Source organism: Arthrobacter sp. TE12231 (genome assembly GCF_054062895.1).
On sequence record NZ_JBSSFS010000001.1, the window covers coordinates 4,150,828 to 4,174,607 of the forward strand.

Sequence of the window (23,780 nt, forward strand, 5' to 3'; positions counted from 1 at the left end):
ATGCTCCTGATTTCCTGCCCCAACTGCGGCCCCCGGGATGAGACCGAATTCCACTACGGCGGCCAGGCCCACGTGCCCTACCCCGAAAACCCGGCAGAGCTCACCGACCGCGAATGGGCCGAGTACCTGTTCTACCGCGACAACACGAAGGGCGCTTTCGCCGAGCGCTGGCAGCACAGCACCGGCTGCCGTCAGTGGTTCAACACGCTCCGTGACACCGTCACCTACGACATCCAGGCCGTGTACCCGATGGGCCAGCCACGTCCCGACAGGGAAAACGCAGCCAAGGAAAACGCAACCGCCGGAACCACAGCCCCCACCGTCATCCCCGCTTCCCCGGAAGGAACACTCAAATGACCGCTCAGCCGCAGCCCGCGCGTCTTGGCACCGGCGGACGCATCGACCGCAGCGTCACCTGGCGCTTCACCCTGGACGGCCGCGCGTACACCGGCCACCCCGGCGACACCCTCGCCTCCGCCCTGCTGGCCAACGGCCGGCACCGGGCTGGTGACTCCCTGTACGAGGGACGGCCCCGCGGCATCATGTCCGCCGGCGTCGAGGAATCCAACGCCCTGGTCAAGATCGCCGCCCGGTTCCCGGGCCACGTCGCCGAATCCATGCTCCCCGCCACCACGGTGTCCCTCGTGGACGGACTCAGCGCCGAACTGCTTAGCGGCCTCGGCAAGCTCGACCCGGCCGAGGACCACGCCGAATACGACAAGAAGTACGTCCACACCGACGTACTCGTGGTCGGCGGAGGCCCGGCGGGCCTCGCCGCGGCACGCGAAGCCGTCCGCTCCGGCGCCCGGGTCATCCTGATCGACGACCAGCCCGAACTCGGCGGAGCGTTGCTGTCCGGTTCCACCGATCCGGCCCTCACGGACACCATCGAAGGCCAGCCCGCGCTGGAATGGGTGGCCAATGTTGAAGCCGAACTGATCTCCGCGGCCGAGTGCACCGTGCTGAACCGCACCACGGCGTTCGGCTCCTACGACTCCAACTACGTCATCGCGGCCCAGAACCGGACGGACCACCTCCTGACCCCGGCCGCGCCCGGCGTGTCCCGCCAGCGGATTTGGCACATCCGCGCCAAGCAGGTCGTCCTGGCTCCCGGCGCCCACGAACGGCCCCTGGTCTTTGAGAACAACGACCGCCCCGGCATCATGCTCGCCTCCGCGGTCCGCAGCTACCTCAACCGCTACGCCGTCGCCGCCGGGTCCCGGGTGGTCATCAGCACCACCAACGACAGCGCCTACGCCCTGGCCGCGGACCTCCGCGCCGCCGGCATCACGGTCGAGGCCGTCGTCGACGCCCGTCCGCAGCTGAGCGAAACCGCCGCGGCAGCCGCCGCGGCCGGAACACGGGTGCTGATCGGCAGCGCCGTCGCCAACACCACCGGGCAGGAGCGCCTCCTCGGCGTCACCGTCCGGAGCATCAACGACGCCGGGGAGCTCACCTCGGGCGTCGAACAGCTTGCATGCGATCTGCTGGCCGTCTCCGGCGGCTGGTCACCGGTGGTGCACCTGCACTCCCAGCGCCAGGGCAAACTCCGCTGGGACGAGGACCTCGCGGCGTTCGTCCCCAACAGTGTGGTTCCCAACCAGCAGGTGGCCGGCTCCGGCCGCGGCAGCTTCGAGCTCGAGGACTGCGTGGCCGAGGGCATCTCCGCCGGGGCCGCGGCCGGCATCTCCGCCGGCTTTAGCTCCGCCGTCGAGCCCGTCGCCCCTGCGGCGCCGCGCGCGTCCGCCCCGACCCGCCAGCTCTGGCTGGTTCCCGGGCAGAAGGGCGGCCCGGAGGACTGGCACCACCACTTCGTCGACTTCCAGCGCGACCAGTCGGTAGCCGACGTCCTGCGCTCCACCGGGGCCGGCATGCGCTCGGTGGAACACGTGAAGCGCTACACCTCGATCAGCACCGCCAACGACCAAGGCAAGACCTCCGGCGTGAACGCGATCGGCGTCATCGCCGCTGCGCTGAAGCACGGCGGCGGGGAAACGGCGGGCATTGGGGAAATCGGCACCACCGCGTACCGGGCCCCGTTCACCCCCGTGGCGTTCGCAGCCTTGGCCGGCCGCCAGCGCGGCGAACTCTTCGACCCCGCCCGCCTGACCTCCATCCACCCCTGGCATGTCGCCCAGGGAGCGCTCTTCGAGGACGTCGGGCAGTGGAAGCGGCCGTGGTACTACCCGCAGGATGGCGAGGACATGGACACCGCGGTCCTGCGCGAATGCGCGGCCGTCCGGGAGTCCGTGGGTTTCATGGACGCCACCACGCTGGGCAAGATCGAGATCCGCGGCAAGGACGCGGGCGAGTTCCTGAACCGCATCTACACCAACGCGTTCAAGAAGCTCGCCCCGGGCTCGGCCCGCTACGGCGTCATGTGCACCCCGGACGGGATGATCTTCGACGACGGCGTCACCTTGCGCCTGGACGAGGACCGCTTCTTCATGACCACCACCACCGGCGGCGCCGCCAAGGTGCTGGACTGGCTGGAGGAATGGCTGCAGACCGAATGGCCGGAACTGGACGTGCACTGCACCTCGGTTACGGAGCAGTGGTCCACCATCGCCGTCGTCGGTCCGAAATCCCGCGCCGTCGTGGCGAAGCTGGCACCGGAACTGGCGGCCGACGGCGGCCTGGACGCCGAGGCCTTCCCGTTCATGACCTTCAAGGAAACCACCCTCGCCTCCGGCGTCCGGGCCCGGATCTGCCGGATCTCGTTCTCCGGTGAACTGGCCTACGAAATCAACGTCCCGTCCTGGTACGGGCTGAGCACCTGGGAAGCCGTGGCAGCGGCCGGCGCGGAGTTCAACATCACCCCGTACGGCACCGAAACCATGCACGTGCTGCGTGCCGAGAAGGGCTACCCGATCGTCGGCCAGGACACCGACGGGACCGTGACCCCGCAGGACGCCGGCATGGAATGGGTGGTCTCCAAGGTCAAGGACTTCATCGGCAAGCGCTCCTACACCCGCACGGACGCCGCCCGCACCGACCGGAAACACCTGGTCAGCGTCCTTCCCGTGGACGGCACCATCCGCCTCCCCGAAGGCACCCAGCTCGTGGAACAGGGCATCACCGTCAACCCTGCCTACGGCCCCGTCCCTATGGAGGGGTTCGTGACCTCGAGCTACCACAGCGCCGCGCTGGGCCGGTCGTTTGCCCTGGCCCTGATCAAGAACGGCCGCAACCGCATCGGCGAAACCCTGGTGGCTGCCGCCGGAGACGAACTCGTGGACGTTGTCGTCGCAGAAACCGTACTTTTTGACTCTGAAGGGACCCGCAAAGATGGCTGACACAGCAGCACTCGAAAATTCCAAGAAGATCCAGACCCTCCGGAAGAGTCCGGCAGCGCTCCTGGCCGCAGCTTTTGAAGCGGGATCGGTTACAGGTGTCGTGGAGCTGCGCGAGGTGCCGTTCCTGACCATGGCGGGGCTCCGGATCAATCCGGCCGGCGACGCCGGGCAGCAGCTGGGCGCCCTCACCGGCGGCCTGCCGGCCGCTTCCGGGGAGGTCCGCAGCAGCGGCGACACCGCGGTACTGTGGCTGGGTCCGGCAGAATTCCTGCTCGTGGCGCCCGCCGAATCCCACGAAAGCCTGGGCGGCGAGCTCCCCCGGACGCTCACCGAAGCACTGGGCGACGGCGAAGGCCAGGTGGTGGATCTCTCCGCCAACCGCACCACGCTGGAGCTCTCCGGTCCGCGGGCCCGGGCCGTGCTGGAAAAGGGCTGCGCCCTGGACCTGCACCCACGTGTCCTGAAGGCCGGGACGGCCCTATCCACGGAAATCGGCGGCATCCCCGCCATTCTGTGGAAGACCGGGGAGGAGACCTACCGGATCTTCCCGCGGGCATCCTTTGCGGAGTTCCTGGGCCGCTGGCTCCTGGACGCCATGCGCGAATTTGCGACTCCTGAGGTCCCCTGATGGCGCTCAGCGTCCTGGACCTGTTTTCTGTTGGCATCGGGCCGTCCTCCTCCCACACGGTCGGCCCGATGCGGGCAGCCAAGCGTTTTGCCGACGGACTGAAAAGCGACGGGCACCTGAGCTCGACGACGCGGGTGCAGGCCGAACTGTTCGGTTCGCTCGGTGCCACAGGCCGGGGGCACGGTTCGGACAAGGCCGTGGTCCTGGGCCTGCAGGGCCAGGACCCGGAGACCGTGGACACCGGCACTGCCGATGACCAGGTGGCGGCCGCGGCCCTGGATGCGGAGCTGCGGATCGGCGGGGACCACCGGGTGGACTTCAACTGGGACGAGGACGTGGTCCTGCACCGCCGCAAGTCGCTGCCGGCCCACCCCAACGGCATGACCTTCCGGGCGCTGGACCACTCCGGGGCGGTGCTGAAGGAACGCAGCTACTACTCAATCGGCGGCGGTTTCGTCGTTGACGGCACCGCCCAGGGCGCCGACCAGGTGGTGGCCGACGACACCGTGCTGCCCTACCCCTTCAGCACGGCCGACGAGCTGCTGGAGATCTGCCGGCGCGAGCACATGTCCATCTCCGACGTCATGCTCGCCAACGAACTCGTCTGGCGCAGTGAGGCCGAGCTCCGGGAGAAGCTCCTGGCGCTGTGGGCGGTCATGCGCCAATGCGTGGACAACGGCTGCGCTGCCGAGGGAATCCTGCCCGGCGGGCTGAACGTCAAACGGCGTGCCCCGTCCCTGTTCCGGACGCTGGCGGCTACCGCCGTTAGCGCCGAGACAGACGCCCGGACCCCGTCCCTGGCTCAGGTGCCCGCCGACCCGCTGCTCGCCATGGAATGGGTGAACCTGTTCGCCCTGGCGGTCAACGAAGAGAACGCCGCGGGCGGCAGGATCGTCACGGCCCCCACCAACGGCGCCGCCGGAATCGTGCCCGCCGTGCTGCACTATTACGTCAAGTTCGTCCACGGAGCCGACGACGACGGCGTCATCCGCTTCCTCCTGGCGGCGGCCGCCGTCGGGATCCTGTTCAAGATCAATGCCTCGATCTCCGGGGCAGAGGTCGGCTGCCAGGGTGAAGTGGGATCGGCGTGTTCCATGGCGGCAGCGGGATTGTGTGAAGTGCTAGGCGGTACCCCGGAACAGGTGGAAAACGCCGCCGAAGTCGGGATCGAACACAATCTCGGCCTGACCTGCGATCCCGTCGGCGGGCTGGTGCAGATCCCCTGCATCGAACGCAACGCCATCGCCAGTGTCAAAGCCATCAACGCCGCCCGCCTGTGCCTCCACGGCGACGGCAGCCACAAAGTCTCGCTGGACAAGGCGATCAAGACCATGCGTGAAACAGGAGCGGACATGAAGACCAAGTACAAGGAGACCTCCCGCGGAGGCCTCGCCGTGAACGTCGTGGAGTGCTGAACCGTGGATACATCAAATAGCAGCGCGCCTGAATACGTTCTGACACTCGATTGCCCGGAAACGCGCGGCATCGTCCACGCCGTGTCGGGATTCCTGCTGGAACAGGGCTGCGACATCCTGGAAAGTAAGCAATTCGATTCGCAGCCGGACGACCACTTCTTCATGCGGATCCACTTTGCCTCGGCCGGGGATCCGGCCACCCTGGAGTCGCTGAGCGACGCTTTCGTGCCGGTAGCCGAAAAATTCGGCATGCACTGGGAGCTGCGCCGGCAGGGCACCAAGCGGCGGGTCCTGATCATGGTCTCGAAATTCGAGCACTGCCTCAACGATCTGCTGTTCCGGGCCCGCATCGGCGAGCTGCCCATCGACATCGTCGGCGTCGCCTCGAACCATCCGGACCACCGGGGCATCGTGGAATGGCACGGGATCCCTTTTTCCCACATTCCCGTCACGGCGGAGACCAAGGCGGTGGCCGAGGACGAAGTCTTGAAACTGGTGGACGGCCTGGACGTCGAGCTCGTGGTGCTGGCCCGTTACATGCAGGTCCTCAGCGACAACCTCACGCGCCGGCTGGATGGCCGCGCCATCAACATCCATCACTCCTTCCTTCCCAGCTTCAAGGGCGCGAAGCCCTACCATCAGGCGCACGCCCGGGGTGTGAAGACAGTCGGCGCCACCGCCCACTACGTCAACGCGGAGCTGGACGAAGGACCGATCATCGCCCAGCAGGTCGTGGAGGTGGATCACACCTACGGGCCCGATGAACTCGTGGCTGCCGGCCGCGATACCGAGTGCAAGGCCCTCTCCAATGCCGTCCGCTGGCACTGCGAGGGACGCGTCTTCCTCCAGGGCAACCGAACAGTCGTGCTGCGTTAAATTCCGCGCCGGCCTCCGGTTCGCGGCCGCCCGGTGGCTCCTGGCCTGCCCCCTCGCCTGCGGGGGCAGGCCAGGAGCGTGCGGGGGGCAGGTCAGGAGCGGCCGGCCGCGACGTTGTCCGTCATCAGCGCGCACATCTGGCGCAGCAGCGACGCGCGCTCCTCGGCCGACACGGCGTTCTGCGGGAGCCCGACCTTGAAGCCCGTGATCGGCAGTTCGCCGGCGGAGCGCAGGCACCGGGCGATTTCCCGGGCGTTGAGCAGGGAACTCACCGGCGCTCCGTCGACCTCGACGGCGGGGAGGTGGGCATCAACCCATGGATAGCCGAATTCCGTCGCTTCGCCGGAGCAGCCGGAGAACATCAGGCCGCTGAGAACCCCCGCGTCGCGGGCATAGGCTATGTGCTCCGAGGCCGTGCGGCTCTGCCGGGTCTCGATCACGGACCGCGCCCAGTTCACGAGCATGCCAATCCCGTACCCCCGGTCTTTGAGCGAACGGACGACGTCGACCTCCGCCTGGATGGAGAGGAACCCCTTTTCGGGATCCCGCCCCTGCCGGGGAGCGTCGCAGTGTTCCACCACGAGGGACGTGCCGGACCAGTCCCAGTCCAGGATCTCCGCCAGGGACTCCGCGAAGGCCGGCGCCGCGCCCCGCCACGGCGGCGCGGAGTGCAGCGCCACCGCCTCCACTTGATGTCCTTGATCCCGCAGCCCGGTGACGTACTCCCTGACGCCCGCCGTGAAGTCGATGGCCGCCCGCCGCCCGTCCGGGTCCACCGATGCGAGGCCGAAGTGCCGGTCCAGGCCCACCCTTTGCATGGTTCCCGGAATCGCCGTGACCACGGCCGACCACCCGGCGGGAGCTCCGGCCGGCCAGGGATCGCCGCCGGTTGCCCGGTAGGGAACCTCAAGGCCGCGGATAGCCGGGATCTGCGCTATCGCTTCGAAAAACTGCCTCTGTGTGAAGTCCTCCGGCTGGGCGGGATAGGCGCCGACGATCAGTGACATGATTCTCTCCTTTGGTTGGAACGCGGACCGGGTCTGGCTCCGGAACTCACCGCAAGGCGACGTCACGGCCGGCCGGAGGCTCTCTCACGGGCCTTCCCGCAGTCGCGTCCGTCACCGCTTGACGGGCTGGTGTGATGGCCCTTACAGTTTTCCCTACAAGCATCGGACGTCCTACATCCGATAAATATACTCGAATGGTGAGGCAACTTATGAGCAAGACAACCAAGAACTTGCCGCTGGTCAATGACGCCAGCCGCCGGAGCTTCCTCAAGCTGTCGGGCGCGCTGGGCGTGGCCGCGGCTTTCACCACTTCCCTGTCTGCGTGCGGCGGGGCCGCCAGCACGACGGCGGGAGCGGCAGCCAACACCGCTCCGATCAACAAGGACCTCATTATCGAGGCAGGCATCTCCTACGCCCTGTCCACCGGCTTTGACCCGCTGTCCAGCTCCGGGGCAACCCCGCTCGCCGCCAACCTGCACGTCTACGAGGGCCTGGTGGAACTCCACCCCGCCACCCGCGAGCCGTACAACGCCCTCGCCGCCGCCGACCCCAAAATGGTCAACCCCACCACCTACCAGGCGACCCTGCGCGACGCCGCCAAGTTCCACAACGGCACCCCGGTCACCGCCGAGGACGTCGTCTTCTCCTTCACCCGCGTCATGGACCCGGCCAACAAGTCGCTGTTTTCGCAGTTCATCCCGTTCATCAAGGACGTCAAGGCCATTGACGCCAAGACTGTCGAGTTCTCGCTGAAGTACGCCTTCCCGGCCTTCCCCTCGCGCATTTCAGTCGTCAAGATCGTGCCCAAGGCACTCGCCAACTTCCCGCTGGGCTCCGACCAGCTCAAGGCGTTCGACGCCAAGCCCGTCGGCTCCGGCCCGTACAAGCTGATCTCCGCCGTCAAGGACGACAAGATCGTGTTCGAGGCGAACCCCGACTACAACGGACCGATGCCCGCCCTCGCCAAGGGCATGACCTGGCTGCTGCTCTCCGACGCCGCCGCCCGCGTCACGGCGATGCAGTCCGGCCGCGTACAGGCGATCGAGGACGTCCCGTACCTGGACATCGAGGGGCTGAAGTCCAAGGCCACGGTGGAATCCGTACAGTCCTTCGGCATGCTGTTCCTGATGTTCAACTGCGCCAAGGCCCCGTTCGACAACAAGCTGGTCCGCCAGGCCCTGCACTTCGGCCTGGACAAGGACTCCATCATCAAGAAGGCCCTCTTCGGCAACGCCAAAGCCTCCAGCTCCTACTTCCAGGAAGGGCACCCCGACTACGTCAAGGCCAAGAACGTCTACGGCTACGACCCCCAGAAGGCCGCGGACCTGCTGAAGCAGGCCGGCGTCACCAACCTGGAATTCGAGCTCCTGACCACCGATACGGCATGGGTGAAGGATGTGGCCCCGCTGATGCTCGAATCCTGGAACAAGATCCCCGGCGTCAAGGTCACGCTGAAGAACCTCCAGTCCGGCGCGTTGTACACGGACCGGGTTGGCAAGGCCGATTTCTCCGTCGTCGCCGCCCCGGGCGATCCGTCGGTCTTCGGAAACGACGCCGATCTGCTGCTGAGCTGGTTCTACGCCGGCGACACCTGGATGAAGGGCCGGGCCTACTGGGCGGCCACGCCGGAACGCGCCACGCTCGTTGACCTCATGGCGAAGGCCGGCCAGTCAGCCCCGGCAGATGCGAAGAAATTGACCGGCGATATTGTGGATCTGGTATCCGAAGAGCTCCCGCTCTACCCGGTCTTCCACCGACAGCTTCCCAGCGCCTGGGATGCCAAGAAGCTCAGCGGCTTCAAGCCGCTGCCCACCACGGGTGTCGGCTTCGTCGGCGTCGGCCGCACCGCCTGATTCCTCCCCCACCGCCGGTCCGGACGGGTCCCCCACCCGTCCGGACCGGCATGTTTTGCCACCCGTGCCGGCTGAGGCCGGGACAACCTTCCACGAATTCCGGAGACAACATTGGTCACAATATTGCGCCTGCTGGGCCGCAGGCTTGCGGCGCTGCCCCTGATGATCCTGGGCATTACCCTGCTGGTGTTCCTTGTCCTGCAGGCCGCCCCCGGTGACCAGGCGAGCAGCGCCCTCGGCGACGGAGCCAGCGAGGAAGCCAAGGAACAGTACCGCCAGAGCAACGGGCTCAATGATCCCCTGGTCCTGCAGTATTTCCGGTTCCTGGGCAAGCTGCTCCAGTTCGACCTCGGCGTCACCACGCCGCCGGCGAAATCAGTGGCGGCCATGATCGCGGCGGCCTTCCCGCTGACCCTTCAGCTGACCTTCCTCGGCGTGCTGATCGCCGTCGTGGTGTCCCTGCCGCTCGGGATCGCCGGCGCACTGTACCGGGACAAGTGGCCGGACCAGATGGTCCGGGTCTTCTCGATCGCCGCCGTCGCAACGCCGTCGTTCTGGCTCGGCATCCTGCTGATCCAGTGGTTCGCGCTCGGCACCGACCCCGCCTTTCCCTCCGGCGGCATCGCGGCGCCGGAATCGGGCTTCGGCGGGTGGCTGAACTCAATGACGCTCCCGGCCCTGGCCCTCGGCATTCCGGTCGCGGCCTCGCTGATCCGCGTGGTCCGCACCTCGATGGTCGAGGAACTGGACCGCGACTACGTCCGCACCGCCGTCGGCAACGGCGTCCCTTACTGGGAGGTCGTTTCGCGGAACGTGCTCCGCAATGCCCTGGTCACCCCGGTGACTGTGCTGGGGCTGCGGGTCGGCTATCTCCTGGGCGGCGCCGTCGTCATCGAAATGATCTTTGCCCTGCCCGGCATGGGCCAGCTGATCCTCAACGGCATCACCAACCTCGACGTCAACCTGGTGCAGGGCGTCGTCCTGACCATCTCCGTCACCTTCGTGCTGGTGAACATCGCCGTCGACCTTCTGTACCTGCTCATCAACCCTCGAATCAGGACGGTCTGACCCATGCGCAGCAAACTCGCTGAACGCCTCAGCGCCCCGGGAGTCCGCTTCAAGGCCCTCCCGTGGAGCTCCCGGCTCGCCCTCGTCTTCCTGGTGGTCATCACTCTTGCCGCCGTCTTCGCGCCTGTCATCGCCCCGCACGATCCGCTGGAATCCTTCATTCCGGCGACCCCGCCCGGCGGGGAAAACCTGTTCGGCACCGACCGGCTGGGCCGCGACATCTTCTCGCGCCTGCTCTACGGTGCCCAGTCCTCCCTGATGATCGGCCTGGGCGCGGTCTCGCTGGCCGTCCTCGCCGGCGCCCTGCTCGGCTCCCTCGCCGCGACCTCAAGCAAGGGCGTCAACGAGGGCATCATGCGCCTCATGGACATCCTCATGGCCTTCCCCGGCATCGCCCTGGCCGCCGTGCTGCTGGCCGTCTTCGGCAACACCGTGCCCACCATCATCGTGGCCATCGCCGTGATCTACACGCCCCAGCTCGCCCGGGTGGTGCGCGCCAACGTGCTCTCCCAGTACGGCGAAGACTATGTCCGGGCCGCCCGGGTGATCGGCGCCGGCCGCTCGTACATCCTGCTCAAGCACATCGTCCGCAACACCGCGCCCCCGGTCTTGGTGTTCGCCACGGTGATGGTCGCGGACGCGATCATCCTGGAGGCCTCGCTGTCCTTCCTTGGCGCCGGCGTCCAGGACCCCGCACCGTCGTGGGGCAACGTGATCTCCTACGGCCGCAACCTCGTCCTCTCCGGTGGCTGGTGGGCCACCACCTTCGCCGGCCTGACCATCCTGCTCACGGTCCTCGCCCTCAACATCCTGGCCGAAGGGCTCACCGATGCCATGGTCAACCCGAAGCTCCGCAAGGCTCCCGTCGTGAAGGATGACGACGGCTTCTCCTCCCCCGTCGCCGCCGTCGACGCCGAGATCGGCACGTCCGTGGCCCAAGGCTCCGTGGCGGAGCAGCATGAGCTCGACGGCGTCCGCGACGCCGCCGGCGACGCGGTCCCGGAGGCCGGTTTTCCGCAGGGACAAAACGTGGACCACGCCCTGCCGGGCGGCCTGCGGGACCGCGCACTGGACGGCGTACTGGACGGCACACTGGACAGGGAACTGAATCTGCTGACGGCCGTCGAGGCCGCCCGCACGGACCGCCTCCCCCAGGTCCCGGACGCGGCCCGCACCGTCCTGGAGGTCAAGAACCTGTCCATCCGCTTCCCGGGCCGCTTCGGCGACACCGCGATCGTGGACAACGTCTCCTTCAGCGTCCGAGAGGGCGAAACCATGGGCCTGGTCGGCGAATCCGGCTGCGGCAAGTCCATCACCTCGCTGGCCATCATGGGCCTGCTGCCCAAGACGGCCAGGATCTCCGGCTCCATCACCTTCGACGGCAAGGAGCTGCTGGATCCAGCCACCGGCAACAGCAGTGACAAGGCCTACGAGGGCCTGCGCGGCCAGCAGATCGCCATGGTCTACCAGGACGCGCTGAGCTCGCTCAACCCCTCGATGAAGATCAAGGACCAGCTGCAGCAGCTCACTCGCCGCGGCGGCCGCAAGACCCCCGCCGAACTCCTGGAACTGGTCAAGCTCGATCCCGTCCGCACGCTCGCCAGCTACCCGCACGAGCTCTCCGGCGGCCAGCGCCAGCGCGTCCTGATCGCCATGGCCCTGTCCCGCTCGCCGCGGATCGTCGTCGCGGACGAGCCCACCACCGCGCTGGACGTGACCGTGCAGCAGCAGGTCGTGGAACTGCTCAACGAGCTGCGCGAGCAGCTGGGCTTCGCCATGGTGTTCGTCAGCCACGACCTCGCGCTGGTGGCCTCGCTCGCGCACCGCATCACCGTGATGTATGCCGGGCAGGTTGTGGAATCCGCGCAGGCATCCGCGCTGCTGCAAAACCGCCAGCACGAATACACCCGCGGACTTCTCGGCGCCGTACTCTCCATCGAGGCCGACGCCGAGCGGCTGCACCAGATCCCCGGTACCGTGCCCTCGCCCCGGGACTTCGCCGCCGGCGACCGGTTCGCCGCCCGCTCACTGCGGCCCGACGCCGACCCGGACCAGCGGCTCGTCCTGACGCCCGTTCACGAAGACAGCGACCACTACTGGGCCAGCCACCTCAAGGAGGACGCCAAGTGAGCACATCAACCGGCAAGCCCGTGATTGAACTCAAGAACGTCAAAGTCCACCACCGGGCCCGCACCGGCGGCCTGTTCCGCCCCAACATCGTCAAGGCCGTCAACGGAGTGGACTTCACCATCAGCCGCGGCGAGACCGTGGGGATCGTGGGCGAATCCGGTTGCGGCAAGTCCACCCTGGCGTCCGTACTGGTGGGGCTGCAGGTGCCCACCTCGGGTGAGGTGCTGTTCCACGGCAAGCCCGCCATCAAGCGCAATGCCGCCCTGCGCAGGGAATTCGGCCGCGCCGTGTCGGTGGTCTTCCAGGACCCGTCGACGGCACTGAACCCCCGGATGACCATCCAGGACATCCTCACCGACCCCCTCCAGATCCACGGGATCGGCACCGCGGCCACCCGGGCCGCAAAGGTCAAGGACCTCCTGGCCCTCGTCGGACTGCCATATTCCGCCGCCGAGGTCACGCCCTCGCAGGTCTCCGGCGGCCAGCGCCAGCGCGTGGCCATCGCCCGGGCCCTGGCCCTGGATCCGGACATCATCGTGGCGGACGAGCCGACCTCGGCGCTGGACGTCTCCGTGCGGGCACAGGTGCTGAACCTGCTCTCAGATCTGAAGACCCAACTGAACCTCGGCATGGTTTTCATCTCCCACGACATCCAGACCGTCCGCTATGTCTCGGACCGGATCTGCGTCATGTACTTCGGCGAAATCGTGGAAGAGGGCCCCGCCGGACAGGTCTTCGACAACCCGAGCAACGACTACACCAAGAAACTGCTCGGCGCCGCGCCCAGCCTGCTGCACCCCTGATTCCTTCCCCTTTTCCCCGTTTCAACAACCATCATTGGAGTTACCTGTGTCTACCCAATTCCAGGGCGTTATTCCCCCGGTCGTCACCCCCCGCCACGCCGACGGCAGCATCGACACCGATTCGCTGAAGAACCTCACGCGGCACCTGATCGACGGCGGCGTGTCCGGCCTCTTTGTCCTGGGCTCCTCCGGCGAAGTCCCCTACCTGAGCAACGCCGAGCGCGAACTCGTCGTCAGCACCATCGCGGCTGAGAATGCTGCTGCTGGCGCAGCGAGCGTGCCGCTGATCGTCGGCGCCAACGAGCAGACCACCAACCGCGTCATCGAGGAGGCCCGGAAGGTGATCGACCTCGGCGCCGACGCGATCGTCGTGACCTCGATGTACTACGCGATCGGCAACGCGGAGGAGACGGAAACCCACTTCCGTACCATCCATGACGCCGTCAGCACGCCGATCTTCGCCTACGACGTCCCGGTCCGCACCCACTTCAAGCTCCCCACGGACCTGCTGGTGCGGCTCGGCCGGGACGGCGTGATCGCCGGCGTCAAGGACTCCTCCGGTGACGACGTCGGCTTCCGCCAACTCCTGCTGGCAGCCCGCGACATCCCCAACTTCGACATCTTCACCGGCCACGAGGTCGTAGTGGATGGCGCCCTCCTCGGCGGAGCCCAGGGCGTCGTCCCGGGCCTGGGCAACGTGGACCCCCGCGGCTACCGGAACCTCATGGATGCCGCGGCCGCCGGCGACTGGGCCAAGGCCGCCGCCGAGCAGGACCGCCTCGCCGACCTCTTCGAGATCGTTTACACCCCCAACGGCAGGGTCTCCGGCGGCGCGGCCGGGCTCGGCGCCTTCAAGACCGCCCTCCAGCTCATGGGCATCATCGAGTCCAACACCATGAGCACGCCCATGCCGTCCCTGAACGAGGACGAGACGACCGCCATCAAGGTCATCCTCGAACGCAACGGCCTGGTCTAGGCACCGGCCGCCACGCCCGCACGGACACAGGACTGAGGAGGAACATGGCGCACGCTATCGGGATTGACCTGGGCGGCACCAAGACGGCGGCCGGGGTGGTCTCCGCGGACGGCGAACTGCTGTTCTCGGAGACCACTCCGACGCTCAGCCGCGCCGGCGGCGAGGCCGTCCTGGACGCCACCGCGGCTCTGGTGGCCGGGCTCAGGTTGCGGGCGGCGGCGGATGGATTCTCCATCACCGGAGTGGGGGTCGGCTCGGCAGGCGTGATCGACGCCGGTCGGGGTGTGGTGGTCTCGGCAACGGACGCCATCCACGGCTGGGCCGGGACCCCTCTCACGGAAGGCCTGGCACGGCGGCTGGGGATCCCCCCGGGCGCGGTCCGTGCGGTCAACGACGTCCATGCCCACGCGCTCGGCGAGGCCTGGCGAGGGGCGGCGGCCGGGACGGCGAGCTCGCTGCTGATCGCCTTCGGAACCGGCGTTGGCGCCAGCCTGGTGCTCGACGGCCGGCCGGTCCTCGGCCACCGGTACGTCGGCGGTCACGTCGGGCACATCGCCTCCCCTTACGCGTATGCCGACGGCGGCGCACTGCCCTGTTCCTGCGGCGGTGAAGGTCACGTGGAGGCCGCGGCCTCCGGTCCGGCCATCCATGCGGCGTTCCTGCGCCTGGGCGGATCCCCCGCCGTCCCGGACACCCGGGCGGTGTTCGCGCTGGCGCACGACGGCGACCCTGCGGCCCGCCACGCTGTCCGCACCGCCGCCGAGGCCGCCGGCCAGGCGGCCGGGGGCCTGGCCAACGTCCTGGACCCCGAAGTCCTGGTGATCTCCGGCGGACTGGCCGACGCCGGCGACCTCTGGTGGAATCCCATGAAAGCCGCCCTGCGCCGGGAACTGCTGGACCCGTTGGTCCGCGTGCCGGTGCTCCGGGCCACGCTGGAAAACTCCGCAGCCATCGTCGGTGCCGCACAGCTAGTCTTCAACTGACCGTTCCCATCCGCTCACACCGGACCGCCGAGAAACACAGAAACCAGGCACCATGATCCTGACCCCCACGGGCCTCGAATCCCTCCGCTCCCAGCTCATCGTTTCCTGCCAGGCCTACCCCGGCGAGCCCATGCGGGATCCCCGCACCACTGCGCAGATGGCGGCATCGGCCGTCATCGGCGGTGCCGCGGCCGTCCGGGTCCAGGGGCTGGCCGACGTCCAGCACACCCGCGCCGCCGTCGAGGTCCCGGTTATCGGGCTTTGGAAGGACGGCCACGACGGCGTCTTCATCACCCCGACGCTGCGGCATGCCCTCGCCGTGGCCAACGCCGGCGCCCACGTAGTGGCGATCGACGGCACCCGCCGGCACCGTCCGGACGGGCTGAGCCTGGCCGCCACAGTTGCCGGGTTCCGCGCAGACTCCCACGCCCTCGTCATGGCGGACTGCGCCTCCTACGATGACGCCGCAGCCGCCGTCGACGCCGGCGCGGACCTGATCGGCACCACGCTGGCCGGTTACGACGGTCAACGCCCGAAAACCCACGGCCCCGACCTCGAACTGCTGGAGCAGATCGCCGCCGCCGGCCTTGGGAAGCCGCTCATCGCCGAAGGCCGCATCCACACCCCGGACCAGGCCCGCCAGGCGCTCGACGCCGGCGCCTACGCGGTCGTCGTCGGCACCGCCATCACCCACCCGGCCACCATCAGCGGCTGGTTCGCCACCGCACTGCACTCCTGAGGACTGTCCCGATGCCGGAATCCCGCGACCCCGCCACTGCTCCCGCCTACCTCCTCCGTGGCGCCCTCCTCAGCAACGGTGCCGCTACCGCGGACGCCGTGGTGGCAGTGTCCGGCGGCCGGATCGCCTACGCCGGACCCGGCAGCGGCTTTGACGCCGCGCAATTCCCGGGCGCGGCGGAGCTCCCGCTGCCGCCCGGCACGTCACTGCTTCCCGGGCTCGTGGACATCCACTGCCACGGGGCGGCAGGCGGCGGATTCCCCACCGGGGACAGCCAGGCCTGCCGGGAGGCCGTGGACTTCCTGCACCGCAGCGGGACCACCAGCCTGCTCGCAAGCCTCGTCACCGCCTCCGGCGAGGAGCTGCTGCGGTCGCTCGGCAGCCTCAAGGTCCTGGCGGCCGAGGGACTCATCGCAGGCGTCCATTCCGAGGGCCCGTTCCTCTCCACCGCCCGCTGCGGCGCCCAGAATCCGCTCTGGCTCCGGGACCCCGATCCTGAACTCCTCGGGCACATGCTTCAGGCCGCGGGCGGAACCCTGCGGACCATGACGTACGCCCCCGAACTGCCCGGCGCCAGTGAACTGCTCCGGATGCTCGCGGACCACGGCGTCACCCCCTCGCTGGGCCACACCGACGCCGACGCCCGGCTGGCGGCCGCCTCACTGACGGAAGCCGCCGACCTCATTGGCAGGGCCGCAGCGGGCGGGCGGTTCGGTCCGCAGGCCCGGCCCACGGTGACGCACCTGTTTAACGGCATGCCGCCGCTGCATCACCGGAGCCCCGGGCCGGCCGGCGCGAGCCTGCGGCTGGCGGCCGCCGGCACCGTCGTGGTCGAACTGATCGGCGACGGCGTCCACCTCGACCCGGAGACGGTCCGGATGGTGTTCGAGGTGGTTGGGGCCGCGAATATCGCGCTGGTGACGGACTCCATGGCGGCCACAGGACTGCCCGACGGCGACTACGAACTGGGACCCTCCGCGGTGGTGGTGCACGACGGCGTAGCCACCCTGAGAAGCAACGGCGCCCTCGCCGGGGGCACGGCGACCCTGCTGGAGGTTGTCCGTACCACCATCGCGGCAGGGGTGGATCCTGCGGAGGCCGTTCTGGCGGCGACCCTGGTCCCTGCCAGCGTCCTGGGCCTGGAAAACGAGATCGGCGCCCTCCGGACAGGAATGCGCGCCGATATCCTCGCCGTCGACGCGGATTTCGAACTGGTGAGGGTCCTGCGCGGCGGCCGGATTCTGGACGCGTCCGTCTGACCGGGTGCGGATGCCGCCGCGCAGGGTGGCATTCGGTCTTAGGCGACGGCTGCCCCGGCACGCACCTTGACTATTCCGGGCCCGCGGAGGGATCCCGCCGGGACGTCCGTAAGCCGGGCGGCCGCGGCCTCGTCAGCCACCACCGTGACATGCGGGTGCAACTGCAGTACCGAGGCCGGGCACTCGGGCGAAACGGGACCGGCAAGTGCCTCGCGGAGGATGTCGGCCTTGTCCGCCCCGTTGACCACCAGCAGTAGCTGCCGGGCTTCAAGGATGGTTCCCAGGCCCTGAGTGATGCACCGCTCCGGGACGTCGTCAGGGCTGTCAAAATAGCGGGCATTCGCCTGGCGCGTGCGCTCGGTCAGCAGTTCCACCCGGGTCCGGGAATCCAGGGCCGAACCCGGTTCGTTGAAGGCCAGGTGCCCGTTGTGTCCGATCCCCAGGATCTGGACGTCTATTCCGCCGGCCTTGGCGATCGCACGGTCATAGTCACGCGCAGCGACGTCGGGGTTCTCGGCGCCGCCGTCGGGAACGAAGACGTTGGCGGGGACAAGGTGCAGCCGTTCGGTCACTTCGCGGCGAACCACCTCGGCGTAGCTCTCCGGATGGCCCGCCGGCAGCCCGACGTACTCGTCCAGCGCGAAGCCGCGGATACCGGACATGTCCAGCCCATGGCCGGCAAGGGCCACATACACCGGCAGCGGCGAGCCGCCGGTGGCCACGCCGAGAACGGCGTCGGGACGGCTGCGGATCACGGCGGCCAGGATGCCGGCAGCAACGGCCCCGGTTCCCTCGGCGTCGGGCACTACAAAGATTTCCATCATGAGTGGCGCTTTCTGTGGTTCCTAATGCGTCGCGGCCCGCCTGCACGAGCTGGCCGGCGGTCCGGCTAACGGGCAGCGACGTCTTTGAGTTTTTGGCGGATGCCGTCGAAGTGGCGCTGCAGGCGCTCGGAGGCCAGGGTCTTGTTCTTCTCGGCGACGGCCTCGTAAATTTCCCGGTGCATACGGGCCTGCTCCGGGAGGTTGACCGGGCCGGTTCCCAGGGTCTGGTGGATCTGGCGGTACACCTTCCAGAACACGTCCATGAGGTTGATCAGGAGCTCGTTGTTCAGGGGCGCATAGAGGCCGCGGTGGAATTCCGCGTCCAGTTCGGCCAGCGCTTCCCCGGCAGCCGCGGCTGCTTCCATCTGCTCCAGGGTGCCGCGGAGCTGGCCGAGGTGCTCGTCGGTCATGAGGTCGATCGCGGAGCCAATGAGGCCCGATTCGAGCGCCTGCCGCACGTCGATGAGCTCCATCGCTTCCTCGCCCCTGTGGCGCAGCGACAGCCGCCCGCGGAAGGCCAGGCCATCGGTGAGTGCGGTGAAGTTGTTCGGTGCCACGAACATGCCAAAGCCGTGGCGGATCTCGATCACGCCCAGCGCCTGAAGGACCTTCAGCGACTCCCGCACAGTGTTGCGCCCGACGCCCAGAACCGCGGAGAGCTCGCTTTCGGTGGGCAGTGCATCCCCAACGTCCAGCCCTTGTTCTAGGATGAGGTCCATAATGCGTGTCTGCAGCGCATGGGACCTGATTTGAGCGCTGAAACGGGCCGGCGACACTACTCGGGATTCGATGCTCACGACACTCTCCTTCTGGCCGCAGCCGGGACCGGCCACTCCTACCTCCAGCGTACAGGAGATGGGACGTCCAATGTCCTTTTGTTGCCGCGAGTGGAAAGAATTTTCCCGCGAGTGCCTGCGGAGGCCACTGCGCGGCACGTTGGTGGCGGGTTCCGACCCGAATTCCGGAGCCCGCCACCCTGGCACCCTTTGGGGCTGCCAGACCCAGAGCCCTTGACCCTTAGAGCTTTTGGCCCTTCGGCGTGATCTGGAGCCTGTCGAAGGTGACTTGCCGGCCGAGCGAATCGAGCACCACCACGTCGTCGCGGCCGTTCTTCAGCTCGTCCGGCAGAATGATGTCAACGGTGTTGTCCTTCCCCGGGAACATCCAGCCAAGCCTGTAGAGGCTCTTGTTGAGGTAGACGTAGTACCACTGACCGTGCTCAAGGTTCCGGAGGGTCATTTTCTGCCCGGTCCGGTACTTTGCGTCGGTGCCCAGGTCCGTCGGGGCAGCCAGACCGTCGAGATCCTGGGTTCGGAGGCCCGGCGTGGCCTCGGGCCGCGCAGGCTGTGCGAGCAGGGCGAGTGCCCCCCGCGTGACCTTGAGTTCGACACTCTTTGCCCCGTTCCTGGCAGTTGCGGTGAAGGTCGCGGCGGACAGTTCGCCGGCAGCGACGTCTGCGGCCGTCAGGATGTAGTCCTGGCTCCTGGTGACGGTGGAGCCGGAGGCGAATACCGGTTCGGACATGCCCATCTCCGGCGCCTCCAACGCGGTCAGCCCGACGTTTCCGGCATTGCCGAGGGTATAGGTGAAGGTGACTTTCTCTCCGGGAGTGGCGTAGCCGTCGTCGTTCGAATCCTCCCAGGAGGCCGTGGCAGTGCCTTCGAGCAGGGCGTTCCTGGCAATCAGGTCCACCTCGCCGCCGTCGACGTCGAGTACCCGCGGGCTCTGTCCGGCTGCCGTAAGCGTCCACGACGTGCGGGGCACGAAGAAGCCCTGGTCCACTTCGGCCTGGGTCACGGTGTGCCGCGGCGTGGTGCAGCTGTATTTTCCGGCCGGCGCCAGGTTGCGCCACCGGCAGTTGCCGGCGCCTTCAGGGACCAGCGGTGAGAAGTTTCCGGCAGTCGGCGTAACCGTGGTGGTCAGCGGACCGCTGTTTACGACCGCAAACGTGTAGGGCACCTGCTCCCCGGCAGTGTAGGGCTGCAGTGTCAGATCCCTGCCGGCGTCGCTGCGCTGCCCGGTAATGTCGGCCGCGGGCAATCCGTCGCGCAGCGGGACTGCGGAGCCGTTGAACACCACCGTCTGCGTCAGGGTCGGCGTGGCGGATGCTGTCACCGTGAACGTCGCCTGGGGTGTGAAGTAGCCGCGTGAGATGTCCTCGGCCGTCACGGTGTGCCTGGCCGTGGTGCAGCTGTAGCTGGAGCCGGCCGGGAGGTTGTTGTACCGGCAGTTCGGCGCGGTCGGCGGGAGATAGCCTGCCTCGAAACTGCCGGCGGCGGGGACGGCATTCGAGGTCACGGTGCCGGTGTTTTTGACAGTGAACGAATAGGACAGCACGTCGCCGGCGGCGTAGGGCGAGTTGATGACATCGCGGTCCGGGGCCGTGCCGGTGATGCCCAGCCCGATCTGCTGGGCCTGGGGCGCCGTCGCAACGAACGCAGACTGGGCAACCCTACCGTCGGCCGCGGTGAACGCTGCGGTGAGATTCTGCGCACCCGCAGCCCCGGCCGGGGCGGTCAGGTTCACGCTGACCGTGGCAAAGGTGCCGGGAGCGACGTCGGGAACCGGCACGGTGGTTGCAGACCAGCCCGCGGGGGTGAGAATGGTGGCGGACGCTCCGGAGAGCACGGCGCTCTCCTGGTTTGTCACCGTGACGGCGACAGCCTTGGTTGCGCCGGGGGTCACGGTCTGTGCGGCGACGCCGGGAGGAGCGCAGACGTAGTTGAGCCACTCATCGTTGAACTTCGCGAAGGGAATGTTGTCGGTGTAGTTGGCCTCGTAAAGCACGCCGAACTGTCCGCCCTCCAGACGGGTGACGGTGGAGTAGGCCGAGAATCCGGAGCGGAGGGTGCGCACGCCGGGCCATGTCGCCCCGTCGTCGCAGGAGACCCTGGCGGAGACGTTTTCCCGCGCTGTCTTGGAATTGGCGTTTGTGAAGATCAGCTTCCTGGCGTCGGCAGATCCCGCCGGGGCATCGGGGAACATCCGGGCGATCGAGCCGTTGTTGGCCGGGTCCGGCAGTTCGGTGTCCTGGCTGACGGGACCGTAAGTGGCGCCGCCGTCGTCGGAGACGGCAACTTTTCGATACCCTCCGTTGGCACTGTCACGGGAGTTGAGCATGACCCGGCCGTCCGAAAGCTCAACCGTCTTGTTCTCGTCCATCGCGGCGCCCACCGGGGTGCCCTTCTGCCACGTGGCGCCGTGGTCGTCGGAGAAGACACTGTAGGCCTGGAATGCCTGCGTGCCATTGGCCTGCTGGACCTGTCCGGAGTACTGCTGGATGAGGCGTCCCTTGTGGATTCCGTATTTCAGTTGGATCCCCTCGCCCGAGGCAGCGAAGTTGGCACGGACGTCGCCCGGCTGGGGGTTCGTCCGGCTCGTCCCGGGCTTGGTCACGTTGGTGATGAGTCGAGGGGAGCTCCAGGTCTGCCCGCCATCGTCCGACTCCACAACCGCCGACGAGATCACCGAGCGGTCGGCGTCGTCATTGCCAAAGACGCTGGCACCGAAACCCTGGTCCTTAGAGTAGACGAAGAACGCGAAGACTTTTCCGGCTTCAGAGTCGTAAACGTACGACGGATCGCTGTAGCCAAACTTCAGGCCTGTCGCGTCACCGATATGACCGGCGGCAATTACTTGAAGCGGGCCCCACGTCTGCCCGCCGTCGGTACTGCGCCGCTGCACGATTGAGTTTGGGTTTGGCGCATCGGCCGAGCTCCCGGGCCGGGCGTCCCATGCCGCCAGAACTACCCCGCCGCCGAGGTAGGTCAGCGCAGGGATCCGGTAGAAGAAATTGCTGGAAGTGCGATCTGCGGCGAGATTCGATTCGGAGAACGCGCCAGGACCGTCGGTCGGCGTCGTTGGCGGGATTGGAGCGGCGCTTGCCGACACACCGGATCCGGCGACCAGGCACAATCCAAGGATGCCGGCGACGGCACATGCCCCTGGCCGGGGAACGCGGGCTTTCGTGCGTGACTTCACATCTAACCTCTCATTGGTAGGGAGACTTGTCAGCGCTCAACGAACCGGAACATCAGTGCATCCCACATTCGATATAGAACGTCCTACAACCATAATGTGTAGTGCTCACATATCCATCGTGTGGGGGAAACTGGTGATCGGACGTAGGATCACCTTCGGACCGTACGCCTCACATCTGGAGACCTCATGCCCCTCTTCGACATGCCGTTGGATCAGCTGCGCAACTACACCTCATCCGCCGTCGAACCCGAAGACTTCGACGACTTCTGGGACCGGACCATTGCCGAGGCCCGCCAATTCCCGCTGGACGCCGTCTATGCCCCGGCAGAGAACCACCTGAGCGTCATTGACAGTTTTGACGTCTCCTTCACGGGCTTCGGCGGGGCCCGGATCAAGGGCTGGCTGCACCTGCCGGCAAACCGCGACGCCGGGAGGGCGTTGCCTGTGGTGGTGCAGTACGTCGGCTATTCGGGCGGCCGCGGGCTGGTCCAGCAGGACACAAAGTGGGCGCAGGCCGGGTATGCGCACTTCATCATGGACACCAGAGGCCAGGGCTACGGCGGCAGCCTGGGCGAGAGCGCGGATCCGCACCCGTCGGCCGGAGACGTTGCCTACGCCGGGCTGATGACGCGCGGCCTCTCCTCCCGGGAGGACTACTACTACCGCCGCGTCTTCGTCGACGCCTTCCGGGCCATCGAAGCCGTGCAGAACCATCCCGAGGTGGATGCCTCGAAGGTGCTGCTGGCCGGCCTGAGCCAGGGCGGAGGCTTGGCCATCGCGGCCGCCGGGTTGGCGGCCGGGCGCCTTGACGGCGTGCTGTGCACCATGGCCGATGTGCCGTTCCTGCAGGACTTTCCGCGCGCTGTCGACATCGCCCCGCGCGGGCCCTACCCGGAAGTCGCCGGCTTCCTGGCCCGTCACCGGGACCGTTACGAGCCCGCGCTTGCGGTCCTGAACTATTTCGACGGCGTGCACCTGGGCCGGCGTGCCACGGCGCCGGCGCTGTTCTCGGCGGCGCTGATGGACGACGTCTGCCCGCCGTCGACAGTCTTTGCAGCGTACAACGCCTATGGCACGGGCGCGCCGGCAGGGCCGGGCGCGCGTTTGGGTGAGGCAGCGGGTGCGGCAGCCCCGCGGGCTGTCCCGGCGAAGGCCATTGAGGTGTACCGCTTCAACAATCACGAGGGCGGCCAGGAACACCACTGGGTCAGCCAGCTCCGCTACGTCGCGGAACTTCTGGGCCGCTAAGTGCTTGTCTTGCTAGCAGCTCCCGGCCAGCCGCCCGGGAGCTGGCTGGCGGGGGTTATTCCCGGGTGATGGGGAGTTTGGTCGCTTTGGACTCGGCCAGGGCGCGCTCCGGTACAGGCGTGCGGACTTCGAGGACTCCGTCTTTGTAGGTGGCTTTGATGTCTTCCTCTTTCACGTCCGCGGGCAGCGGCAGGGTGCGGAGGAAAGAGCCGTACCGGAACTCGGACCGGTAGCTGTCCTTGCCCTTCTCTTCCTTTTCTTCCTTGCGCTCGGCGCGGATCTGGAGGGCTCCGTCAACCACCGAGACGTCGATGTCCTTGTCCGGATCCAGCCCGGGCGCTTCGGCCCGGATAACAAGGGTGTTGCCGTCAAGGAACTCCTCGACGCGGATCGGCATCGGCCGGTTTTCTTCCTGGAAGAACCGGTCCATGAAGTCCATCAGATCCGACGGTGACCTGCGGAACGCGTCAAAGGGGCTGGTGCGGGATGTGTCCGGCCAGCGGTGGAACGGTGACCACTTGTGCAAATCAGACATGACAGACCCTCCGGAGAGTTGTGGTTGGTTGCCCAAAACGGCTGGTACCTCCAGTAGACGCCCGCGGACCGGGTCCGGGCAGGGACTAAAGACCCGCGCCAGGTGCCGGCAGCACTGCCCGGACTCAGCCGACGGGGCAAGAAACCGCCAGCCTGCAAA

19 protein-coding genes are annotated in these 23,780 nt (G+C 67.8%); 14 read left to right on the plus strand and 5 right to left on the minus strand.

The window, feature by feature from the left end:
• Genes ACVWYS_RS18615 through purU form a run of 5 tightly spaced genes read left to right on the plus strand, consistent with a single transcriptional unit; the run spans position 1 to position 6,215 of the window.
• Positions 1-357 (plus strand): sarcosine oxidase subunit delta, encoded by a 357-nt coding sequence (locus ACVWYS_RS18615; RefSeq protein ID WP_344365269.1) that lies wholly within the window; start codon positions 1-3, stop codon positions 355-357.
• On the plus strand, positions 354-3,296 hold the full coding sequence (locus tag ACVWYS_RS18620) for a sarcosine oxidase subunit alpha family protein (protein WP_456510245.1): 2,943 nt from the start codon (positions 354-356) through the stop codon (positions 3,294-3,296). The genes ACVWYS_RS18615 and ACVWYS_RS18620 overlap by 4 nt, the downstream gene beginning before the upstream one ends.
• Entirely contained in the window at positions 3,289-3,924 is a 636-nt protein-coding gene (locus tag ACVWYS_RS18625; RefSeq protein WP_456510246.1) for a sarcosine oxidase subunit gamma, read from the plus strand. The genes ACVWYS_RS18620 and ACVWYS_RS18625 overlap by 8 nt, the downstream gene beginning before the upstream one ends.
• On the plus strand, positions 3,924-5,339 hold the full coding sequence (locus ACVWYS_RS18630) for an L-serine ammonia-lyase (RefSeq protein ID WP_456510247.1): 1,416 nt from the start codon (positions 3,924-3,926) through the stop codon (positions 5,337-5,339). Before ACVWYS_RS18625 ends, ACVWYS_RS18630 begins: the two co-directional genes overlap by 1 nt.
• A 3-nt stretch (positions 5,340-5,342) precedes the next feature.
• Positions 5,343-6,215 (plus strand): formyltetrahydrofolate deformylase, encoded by an 873-nt coding sequence (gene purU, locus ACVWYS_RS18635; protein WP_456510248.1) that lies wholly within the window; start codon positions 5,343-5,345, stop codon positions 6,213-6,215.
• Between the two features lie 92 nt (positions 6,216-6,307).
• Here the strand turns inward: purU and ACVWYS_RS18640 are convergent, their stop codons facing one another.
• On the minus strand, positions 6,308-7,222 hold the full coding sequence (locus tag ACVWYS_RS18640) for a DUF4862 family protein (RefSeq protein WP_456510249.1): 915 nt from the start codon (positions 7,220-7,222) through the stop codon (positions 6,308-6,310).
• Positions 7,223-7,431: 209 nt separating this feature from the next.
• Between ACVWYS_RS18640 and ACVWYS_RS18645 the strand changes: the two genes are divergently transcribed.
• The 8 genes from ACVWYS_RS18645 (at position 7,432) to ACVWYS_RS18680 (ending at position 17,033) form a co-directional block, all read left to right on the plus strand.
• Complete coding sequence (locus ACVWYS_RS18645) at positions 7,432-9,075, plus strand: ABC transporter substrate-binding protein (protein WP_344365252.1); 1,644 nt, start codon at positions 7,432-7,434, stop codon at positions 9,073-9,075.
• Positions 9,076-9,186: 111 nt separating this feature from the next.
• Positions 9,187-10,143 (plus strand): ABC transporter permease, encoded by a 957-nt coding sequence (locus tag ACVWYS_RS18650; RefSeq protein WP_344365249.1) that lies wholly within the window; start codon positions 9,187-9,189, stop codon positions 10,141-10,143.
• Between the two features lie 3 nt (positions 10,144-10,146).
• On the plus strand, positions 10,147-12,273 hold the full coding sequence (locus tag ACVWYS_RS18655) for a dipeptide/oligopeptide/nickel ABC transporter permease/ATP-binding protein (protein WP_456510250.1): 2,127 nt from the start codon (positions 10,147-10,149) through the stop codon (positions 12,271-12,273).
• Positions 12,270-13,076, plus strand: coding sequence for an ATP-binding cassette domain-containing protein (locus ACVWYS_RS18660; protein ID WP_456510251.1), 807 nt, complete (start codon positions 12,270-12,272; stop codon positions 13,074-13,076). The genes ACVWYS_RS18655 and ACVWYS_RS18660 overlap by 4 nt, the downstream gene beginning before the upstream one ends.
• Positions 13,077-13,122: 46 nt before the next feature.
• Positions 13,123-14,052: a dihydrodipicolinate synthase family protein gene (locus ACVWYS_RS18665; RefSeq protein ID WP_344365244.1), complete on the plus strand. Its 930-nt coding sequence runs from the start codon at positions 13,123-13,125 to the stop codon at positions 14,050-14,052.
• 44 nt (positions 14,053-14,096) lie between these two features.
• A complete protein-coding gene (locus ACVWYS_RS18670) occupies positions 14,097-15,035 on the plus strand; it encodes an ROK family protein (RefSeq protein WP_456510252.1) in 939 nt (312 codons plus the stop codon).
• A 52-nt stretch (positions 15,036-15,087) separates the two neighbouring features.
• Entirely contained in the window at positions 15,088-15,774 is a 687-nt protein-coding gene (locus ACVWYS_RS18675; RefSeq protein ID WP_116766447.1) for an N-acetylmannosamine-6-phosphate 2-epimerase, read from the plus strand.
• Positions 15,775-15,785: 11 nt separating this feature from the next.
• Positions 15,786-17,033, plus strand: coding sequence for an N-acetylglucosamine-6-phosphate deacetylase (locus ACVWYS_RS18680; protein ID WP_456510253.1), 1,248 nt, complete (start codon positions 15,786-15,788; stop codon positions 17,031-17,033).
• Between the two features lie 38 nt (positions 17,034-17,071).
• Here the strand turns inward: ACVWYS_RS18680 and ACVWYS_RS18685 are convergent, their stop codons facing one another.
• The 3 genes from ACVWYS_RS18685 to ACVWYS_RS18695 all read right to left on the minus strand — a co-directional run bounded on the left by ACVWYS_RS18685 (position 17,072) and on the right by ACVWYS_RS18695 (position 21,838).
• Positions 17,072-17,854: a glucosamine-6-phosphate deaminase gene (locus ACVWYS_RS18685; protein ID WP_456510307.1), complete on the minus strand. Its 783-nt coding sequence runs from the start codon at positions 17,852-17,854 to the stop codon at positions 17,072-17,074.
• A gap of 68 nt (positions 17,855-17,922) precedes the next feature.
• Positions 17,923-18,576, minus strand: a complete 654-nt coding sequence (locus ACVWYS_RS18690; protein WP_456510254.1) for a FadR/GntR family transcriptional regulator — start codon at positions 18,574-18,576, stop codon at positions 17,923-17,925.
• A 298-nt stretch (positions 18,577-18,874) separates the two neighbouring features.
• A complete protein-coding gene (locus ACVWYS_RS18695) occupies positions 18,875-21,838 on the minus strand; it encodes an exo-alpha-sialidase (RefSeq protein ID WP_456510255.1) in 2,964 nt (987 codons plus the stop codon).
• 186 nt (positions 21,839-22,024) lie between these two features.
• Here ACVWYS_RS18695 and ACVWYS_RS18700 point away from each other — a divergent pair, with 186 nt between their 5' ends.
• Complete coding sequence (locus tag ACVWYS_RS18700; protein WP_456507811.1) at positions 22,025-23,086, plus strand: acetylxylan esterase; 1,062 nt, start codon at positions 22,025-22,027, stop codon at positions 23,084-23,086.
• 55 nt (positions 23,087-23,141) lie between these two features.
• Here the strand turns inward: ACVWYS_RS18700 and ACVWYS_RS18705 are convergent, their stop codons facing one another.
• Positions 23,142-23,621: an Hsp20/alpha crystallin family protein gene (locus tag ACVWYS_RS18705; RefSeq protein ID WP_344365229.1), complete on the minus strand. Its 480-nt coding sequence runs from the start codon at positions 23,619-23,621 to the stop codon at positions 23,142-23,144.
• Positions 23,622-23,780 lie beyond the last annotated feature (159 nt).

Excerpts from the sequence above, each read along its gene's own strand:
- ACVWYS_RS18615 (WP_344365269.1), top strand. The coding sequence starts at position 1 with ATGCTCCTGATTTCCTGCCCCAACTGCGGCCCCCGGGATGAGACCGAA.
- ACVWYS_RS18620 (WP_456510245.1), top strand. The coding sequence starts at position 354 with ATGACCGCTCAGCCGCAGCCCGCGCGTCTTGGCACCGGCGGACGCATC.
- ACVWYS_RS18625 (WP_456510246.1), top strand. The coding sequence starts at position 3,289 with ATGGCTGACACAGCAGCACTCGAAAATTCCAAGAAGATCCAGACCCTC.
- ACVWYS_RS18630 (WP_456510247.1), top strand. The coding sequence starts at position 3,924 with ATGGCGCTCAGCGTCCTGGACCTGTTTTCTGTTGGCATCGGGCCGTCC.
- ACVWYS_RS18640 (WP_456510249.1), bottom strand. The coding sequence starts at position 7,222 with ATGTCACTGATCGTCGGCGCCTATCCCGCCCAGCCGGAGGACTTCACA.
- ACVWYS_RS18645 (WP_344365252.1), top strand. The coding sequence starts at position 7,432 with ATGAGCAAGACAACCAAGAACTTGCCGCTGGTCAATGACGCCAGCCGC.
- ACVWYS_RS18655 (WP_456510250.1), top strand. The coding sequence starts at position 10,147 with ATGCGCAGCAAACTCGCTGAACGCCTCAGCGCCCCGGGAGTCCGCTTC.
- ACVWYS_RS18670 (WP_456510252.1), top strand. The coding sequence starts at position 14,097 with ATGGCGCACGCTATCGGGATTGACCTGGGCGGCACCAAGACGGCGGCC.
- ACVWYS_RS18675 (WP_116766447.1), top strand. The coding sequence starts at position 15,088 with ATGATCCTGACCCCCACGGGCCTCGAATCCCTCCGCTCCCAGCTCATC.
- ACVWYS_RS18680 (WP_456510253.1), top strand. The coding sequence starts at position 15,786 with ATGCCGGAATCCCGCGACCCCGCCACTGCTCCCGCCTACCTCCTCCGT.
- ACVWYS_RS18685 (WP_456510307.1), bottom strand. The coding sequence starts at position 17,854 with ATGGAAATCTTTGTAGTGCCCGACGCCGAGGGAACCGGGGCCGTTGCT.
- ACVWYS_RS18690 (WP_456510254.1), bottom strand. The coding sequence starts at position 18,576 with ATGGACCTCATCCTAGAACAAGGGCTGGACGTTGGGGATGCACTGCCC.
- ACVWYS_RS18700 (WP_456507811.1), top strand. The coding sequence starts at position 22,025 with ATGCCCCTCTTCGACATGCCGTTGGATCAGCTGCGCAACTACACCTCA.
- ACVWYS_RS18705 (WP_344365229.1), bottom strand. The coding sequence starts at position 23,621 with ATGTCTGATTTGCACAAGTGGTCACCGTTCCACCGCTGGCCGGACACA.